The organism is Streptomyces sp. NTH33, from assembly GCF_003236365.1.
GTDB lineage: Bacteria > Actinomycetota > Actinomycetes > Streptomycetales > Streptomycetaceae > Streptomyces.
In genome coordinates this window covers 1-5,854 of sequence record NZ_POTZ01000431.1, presented here as the reverse complement: position 1 = coordinate 5,854, position 5,854 = coordinate 1, and the positions used below count along the sequence as shown (strand labels likewise).

Here is a 5,854-nt window from a genome sequence, read left to right as displayed (position 1 = left end):
CGGATCGCGTGCGCGAGCTGGACGCGCTGTCCGCGGATCCGGAGGCCACGCGGGCGGCGAGTGAGTCACGTGTGCCGTTGCGGCGGTACGGGACGCCGGCCGAGTTCGGCCGGGCGGCCGCGTTCCTGCTGTCGCCTGCGGCGTCCTACCTCACGGGTGTGATGCTGCCGGTCGACGGCGGGGCCCGGCACGGTTTTTAGCGCCTGATCGGTGGGGGCGCGTTGTTGTTCTGCGGGTGCGGGCCGGTGGGGGTTGTTCGCGCCCACACGGCAGAGCCGCACATCGACGCAGTCCCGCGCCCCTGACTCGGTCAGCTCACCCGTTCCGCGCGGTGCTTGACGCTGCCCAGTCGCACCTCTGCCGGAAGTGACCGGAGGTTGGCCGAGTCCCTGGCGTGGGCCAGGGACTCGGCCGTGAGGCGGGTCAGGGTCGTTCCCGGGTCCACGTGCGGTTCCAGAAGGAGCTGGACGTGGGCCGCCGGGGCGTTGCGGCGGCCGGTGAGGCGGACGTGGGCGCGGGATACGCCGTCCAGCTGCCCGGCTTCCGCCGCCAGTACGTCCGCCAGGGCGCGCCCCCTCAGCCATGCCGTCCCGCCGTCGCCGGTGTCGACCAGCACCTCGGCCGGCCGGCGGCGGCGCAGTACGGCGATCAGCCACCACAGGGCCAGCAGGAACAGGACGGCCAGACCGGCGAGGACGGCGGGCCACCACCAGCCGGTCTCGCGCCACCGGGTCCGCTCGGCGGTGCTCAGCAGTACGTCGTGCCGGCCCCGGTGGATCCACCAGGAGGGCAGCCGTACGCCCAGGCCCACGGCGAGCACCGAACCGCCGACGACGAGCAGGACCAGTCCGACGAGCCCGGTCAGCACCCGGTTGACGACCCCGAGCACCGGTCTCACCCCTTCCGTCCGGGCCGGGTGACGCGCACCGACAGGGCGGGCGGCCGGGTCAGCCCGAGCCCGGCGACGGCGTCGGCGAGCACGGTGTCCAGGTCGGCGCGGACCTCCGCCGGCTCCCGGAAGTGCGAGACCGCGCGTACGTCGGCCCGGCGGCGGCGCAGCCGTACGCGGACCGACCGCACTCCGGAGATCTCCATGGCCCGGTCGCGCAGCACGAGCGCGGCGGCGTTCCGGTGCAGCCCCGCCCGTACGTCGGGGTGGGTGCGCCGCATGGGCAGCAGACGGCGCAGCCCGGGGGTGACGGCCAGCACGATCAGCCACAGGCCGAGAAGAGCGGCGACGACCGCGCCGACGCGTACCCAGGTGTCGTCCAGGGGGCGCTCGGCCAGTTGCCGGGCCAGTTCGCGGCGCCAGGACAGGGCGGTTCGGTGCGCGCGTACGGCCGCGATGTCGTACAGGAACGCGCCCGTGAGGGCCAGGAGCAGCAGGGCGACGATGCCGGCGGGCACCCGGCGCGCCGACCAGAAGCGGCCGCCGCGGCCGTCCGCCCCGTCCTGGACGGGCGGGGGTTCGTGGGCGTCGGGGGCCGCGGGCCGCCCGAGGCCGTCGTCCTTCTCGATGACCGGTAGGGGCTGCGTGGTGCTCTCCGAGCCCCGGGGCTCGCTCATCGCGTCCTCCCCCGCGCCGCGCCGTGCGCGGGTGTCAGGTGCAGCCGTTCCACCCGGACGGCCACCTCCGGCACCCGCATTTCCACCAACGCGCCTACCCGCTCGGCGACGTGACGACGCACCGCGCGGCAGCACGCGGCGATGTCGCGCGGGTAGGCGAGGTCGAGGAGGATCCGGACGCGGGCCACGTCGTGGTGCACGACCACCGTGGCGTGCGGGGGCGCGGCGTCCGGCGGCAGCGGGCCGAGCGCCTCACGGGCCGCCTGTGCGGCGATCTTGGCGACGACGCGGTCGGCGATCGCCGTGGCGCCACGCTCACCGGGCTCGAGGTTCACCGCGGGTCACCGCCGGCGGTGGTCACGGGGGCGGAAGAAGTCGCCGGGTTCCAGGTCCCCCTCCAGGAACCGGCCGACGACGAAGCCGACGACGCCCAGGGCCGCCACCAGCAGGAAGGCACCGAATCCGCCGAAGTAACCGGCGAAGCCCAGCGCCATGCCGGCGATCATGCCGACCACGGCCATGTTCATCCCGCGCTCCTCAACTGCTCGGCCGGTCCTGTGGTTCGGTGGTGCCGCGGTCCTCGGCGTGTCACTGGATGCGCGGCTCCGGTTCCTCCTCCTCTTCCTCCGGCAGCTTCACATCGCTGACGGCGATGTTGACCTCGACGACCTCGAGACCGGTCATCCGCTCCACCGCGTCGACCACGTTCTCCCTGACCGCCCGCGCCACATCGATGATCGACACGCCGTAGTCGACGACGATCTCCAGGTCGAGCGCGGTCTGCACCTCGCCGACCTCGGCTTTCACCCCCCGGGCCACGGACTTCGTGCCGCCCGGGACCCGGTCCCGCACCGCACCGAAGGTCCGGGAGATCCCGCTGCCCATGGCGTTCACGCCGACCACGTCGCGTGCGGCCATTCCGGCGATCTTCTCCACGACGCCGTCGGCGATGGTGGTCCGGCCCCGGGTACCGGGGTCTCCCAGACCGCGCCGGGTCGCCTGTGTCCTGCGTGTCGCGGAGGTCTCCGGGATCTCCCGTTCAGCCTCGGGGGTCTTCGTCCGGTCCTGTTCCGTGGTCATCGCCGTACGTCCCTTCGGTCGTCGTCCCCGGACCACGGTAGGCGGACCGGCGCGGTCGCGCGCCCGAAGCGGGACCGGGATCACTCTCCTGCGCCGGCCAGGTCCCGCAGGCGTCGGCCCTGGGCCTCGCGTTCGGCGGCGCGCTGCTGCTCGTACGTCCGCTCCTGGGCACCACGCAGCAGGGCCTTGGTCTCGACGACGGCGTCACGGGGCGCCGCCAGGAGTGCGGAGGTCAGGTCCCGTACGGTCGCGTCGAGCTGGTCGAGGGGCACGGCGAGGTTCGCCAGGCCGGTCTGCACGGCCTCCTCGGCACCCACGTACCGGCCGGTGACGCAGATCTCCAGCGCGCGGGCACGACCGACCAGCCCCACCAGCGGATGGGTGCCGGTGAGGTCGGGGACCAGCCCGAGGCTGGTCTCGCGCATGGCGAACTGCACGTCGTCCGCGACGACGCGCAGATCACAGGCCAGCGCCAGCTGGAAGCCGGCCCCGATGGCGTGCCCCTGGACGGCGGCGACGGACAGGATGTCGTTGCGCCGCCACCAGGTGAACGCCTCCTGGTACTCGGCGATGGTCGCGTCCAGCTCGGCGTCGCTGCCGCGTGCGAGGTCGACGAACGACGGTTCGCCGTCGAAGCCCTCGGGCGTGAACGCCTGCCGGTCGAGTCCGGCGGAGAAGGACTTGCCCTCTCCGCGCAGCAGCACGACGCGGACGGAGCCCGGCAGCAGCCGCCCGGCCTCGGTGAGCGCCCGCCACAGGGCGGGGCTCTGCGCGTTGCGCTTGGCCGGATTGGTCAGCGTCACCGTGGCGACCGCGTCGTCGACGGTGAGCCGTACGCCGTCCTTGTCGAGTACCGGGTCGAGTACCGGATCGAGGTTGTGCTCGGGCGAAGCCATGGTGCGCCTCCGATGGGTGCGGTCAGCGGATGCCCTGCGGGCATCGTAAGTGACTGCACAGTAACCACCCGGCCGACCGGTGGACCGGCCGGGTGGTCGCCATCGAAAACCGATGGGCCGCCCGCGACCGGTCAGGCCGATGGGGTCTTTTTGCCCCGTGTCGCCCCGCCACGCCCACGGAGCGTGACGCCCGACTCGCTGAGCATCCGGTGGACGAAGCCATACGAGCGGCCGGTTTCCTCGGCCAACGCCCGAATGCTCGCACCGGCGTCGTACTTCTTCTTCAGGTCTGCCGCGAGCTTGTCGCGCGCGGCGCCGGTCACCCGGCTGCCCTTCTTCAGAGTCTCGGCCACCCGTGCCTCCTCATGGGAAGTGCGCTCTGGTCCCCTCATGATCACCCCTCCGGGCCCCGATGGCCACCCATTCGGCAAGGTCCGTGAGACAGGCTTGTGACGACAGGAGCGCGTCCCCACAAGCGGAATCCGTCACTCCGCACGGTGGGGTCCGTGCCGCCGAACGGGTTCTTCCACGAAACGCCTGGTCAGCGACGCACGACGGCCGAGCCCTTGGCACATAAGGGCTCGGCCGTGAAATCGATGGAGGACACACCTCGATATGAGGAGATCTCACACAGATGACGGATCACCGCTAGGCCGAATGATCCATACGCCGTTGATCAGCTGTTCGGTCAAGCGAGGGCGACGAGGTCCGCGTAGCCGGCGCCCCACAGGTCCTCGACACCGTCGGGCAGCAGGATGATCCGCTCCGGCTGCAGCGCCTCGACGGCGCCCTCGTCGTGGGTGACGAGGACGACGGCGCCCTTGTAGGTGCGCAGCGCGCCGAGGATCTCCTCGCGGCTGGCGGGGTCGAGGTTGTTGGTGGGCTCGTCGAGCAGCAGGACGTTCGCGGAGGAGACGACCAGGGTGGCGAGCGCCAGACGGGTCTTCTCGCCGCCGGAGAGGACACCGGCCGGCTTGTCGACGTCGTCGCCGGAGAACAGGAAGGAGCCCAGCACCTTGCGGACCTCGACGAGGTCCATGTCGGGGGCGGCCGAACGCATGTTCTCCAGGACCGTGCGGTCGGGGTCCAGGGTCTCGTGCTCCTGCGCGTAGTAGCCGAGCTTGAGACCGTGGCCGGGGACGACCTCGCCGGTGTCCGGCTGCTCCACACCCGCGAGCAGGCGCAGCAGGGTGGTCTTGCCGGCGCCGTTGAGGCCGAGGATGACGACGCGGGAGCCCTTGTCGATGGCCAGGTCGACGTCGGTGAAGATCTCCAGCGAGCCGTACGACTTCGACAGGCCCTCGGCCATCAGCGGGGTCTTGCCGCAGGGCGAGGGCTCGGGGAAGCGCAGCTTGGCCACCTTGTCCTGCCGGCGGACCTCCTCCAGGCCGGACAGCAGCCTCTCGGCGCGGCGGGCCATGTTCTGCGCGGCGACCGTCTTGGTGGCCTTGGCGCGCATCTTGTCGGCCTGGGCGTTGAGCGCGGCGGCCTTCTTCTCGGCGTTGGCCCGCTCCCGCCTGCGGCGCTTCTCGTCGGCCTCGCGCTGCTGCCGGTAGAGCTTCCAGCCCATGTTGTAGACGTCGATCCGGGTCCGGTTGGCGTCCAGGTAGAACACCTTGTTGACGACCGTCTCGACCAGGTCGACGTCGTGGGAGATCACGATGAAGCCGGCGCGGCAGGTCTTGAGGTAGTCGCGCAGCCAGACGATCGAGTCGGCGTCGAGGTGGTTGGTGGGCTCGTCGAGCAGCAGGGTGTCCGCGTCGGAGAACAGGATGCGGGCCAGCTCGATACGGCGGCGCTGACCGCCTGAGAGGGTGTGCAGGGGCTGGCCGAGCACCCGGTCGGGCAGGTTGAGCGCGGCGGCGATGGTGGCGGCCTCGGCCTCGGCGGCGTAACCGCCCTTGGTGAGGAACTCGGTCTCCTGGCGCTCGTACTGCCTGAGCGCCTTCTCGCGGGTGGTGCCCTTGCCGGTGGCGATGCGCTGCTCGTTCTCGCGCATCTTGCGGATCAGCACGTCCAGGCCGCGGGCGGAGAGGATGCGGTCGCGGGCGAGCACGTCGAGGTCGCCGGTGCGCGGGTCCTGCGGGAGGTAGCCGACCTCACCGGAGCGGGTGACGGTGCCGGCGGCGGGGATGCCCTCGCCGGCCAGGACCTTGGTGAGGGTGGTCTTGCCGGCGCCGTTGCGGCCGACCAGGCCGATGCGGTCGCCCTTGGCGACGCGGAAGGTGGCGGACTCGATGAGGACGCGGGCACCGGCGCGCAGCTCGATGCCGGAAGCGGAGATCACGGACAGACTCCAGGGCGGGTGGGGG

General features: G+C 72.1%; 9 protein-coding genes. 1 reads left to right on the top strand and 8 read right to left on the bottom strand.

The genetic code is table 11. The features are described 5' to 3' along the window. Positions 1 to 200: SDR family oxidoreductase (locus C1I97_RS29650; RefSeq protein WP_146608330.1), on the top strand; the 200-nt coding region annotated here is incomplete at its 5' end. Between the two features lie 110 nt (positions 201 to 310). Here the strand turns inward: C1I97_RS29650 and amaP are convergent. The 8 genes from amaP to C1I97_RS29610 all read right to left on the bottom strand — a co-directional run bounded on the left by amaP (position 311) and on the right by C1I97_RS29610 (position 5,829). Continuing rightward, a complete protein-coding gene (amaP, locus tag C1I97_RS29645) occupies positions 311 to 889 on the bottom strand; it encodes an alkaline shock response membrane anchor protein AmaP (RefSeq protein WP_441349168.1) in 579 nt (192 codons plus the stop codon). A gap of 5 nt (positions 890 to 894) precedes the next feature. Continuing rightward, positions 895 to 1,566 (bottom strand): DUF6286 domain-containing protein, encoded by a 672-nt coding sequence (locus tag C1I97_RS29640; protein WP_111006189.1) that lies wholly within the window; start codon positions 1,564 to 1,566, stop codon positions 895 to 897. Beyond that, entirely contained in the window at positions 1,563 to 1,901 is a 339-nt protein-coding gene (locus C1I97_RS29635) for an Asp23/Gls24 family envelope stress response protein (protein ID WP_111006188.1), read from the bottom strand. The genes C1I97_RS29640 and C1I97_RS29635 overlap by 4 nt, the downstream gene beginning before the upstream one ends. 6 nt (positions 1,902 to 1,907) lie before the next feature. Then, complete coding sequence (locus tag C1I97_RS29630; protein ID WP_111006187.1) at positions 1,908 to 2,093, bottom strand: hypothetical protein; 186 nt, start codon at positions 2,091 to 2,093, stop codon at positions 1,908 to 1,910. Positions 2,094 to 2,154: 61 nt separating this feature from the next. Then, the gene (locus C1I97_RS29625) at positions 2,155 to 2,646 is read right to left on the bottom strand and encodes an Asp23/Gls24 family envelope stress response protein (RefSeq protein WP_111006186.1); all 492 of its coding nucleotides are present in this window, start codon (positions 2,644 to 2,646) and stop codon (positions 2,155 to 2,157) included. 80 nt (positions 2,647 to 2,726) lie between these two features. Further along, positions 2,727 to 3,542 carry an enoyl-CoA hydratase/isomerase family protein gene (locus C1I97_RS29620; protein WP_111006185.1) on the bottom strand — a complete coding sequence of 272 codons (816 nt, stop codon included), beginning with the start codon at positions 3,540 to 3,542 and terminating at the stop codon, positions 2,727 to 2,729. A 131-nt stretch (positions 3,543 to 3,673) separates the two neighbouring features. Next, positions 3,674 to 3,895 (bottom strand): helix-turn-helix domain-containing protein, encoded by a 222-nt coding sequence (locus C1I97_RS29615; protein WP_229885776.1) that lies wholly within the window; start codon positions 3,893 to 3,895, stop codon positions 3,674 to 3,676. 335 nt (positions 3,896 to 4,230) lie between these two features. Next, positions 4,231 to 5,829: an ABC-F family ATP-binding cassette domain-containing protein gene (locus C1I97_RS29610; RefSeq protein WP_111006184.1), complete on the bottom strand. Its 1,599-nt coding sequence runs from the start codon at positions 5,827 to 5,829 to the stop codon at positions 4,231 to 4,233. Between the last annotated feature and the right edge of the window lie 25 nt (positions 5,830 to 5,854).

Excerpts from the sequence above, each read along its gene's own strand:
- C1I97_RS29630 (WP_111006187.1), bottom strand. The coding sequence starts at position 2,093 with ATGAACATGGCCGTGGTCGGCATGATCGCCGGCATGGCGCTGGGCTTC.
- C1I97_RS29640 (WP_111006189.1), bottom strand. The coding sequence starts at position 1,566 with ATGAGCGAGCCCCGGGGCTCGGAGAGCACCACGCAGCCCCTACCGGTC.
- C1I97_RS29620 (WP_111006185.1), bottom strand. The coding sequence starts at position 3,542 with ATGGCTTCGCCCGAGCACAACCTCGATCCGGTACTCGACCCGGTACTC.
- C1I97_RS29625 (WP_111006186.1), bottom strand. The coding sequence starts at position 2,646 with ATGACCACGGAACAGGACCGGACGAAGACCCCCGAGGCTGAACGGGAG.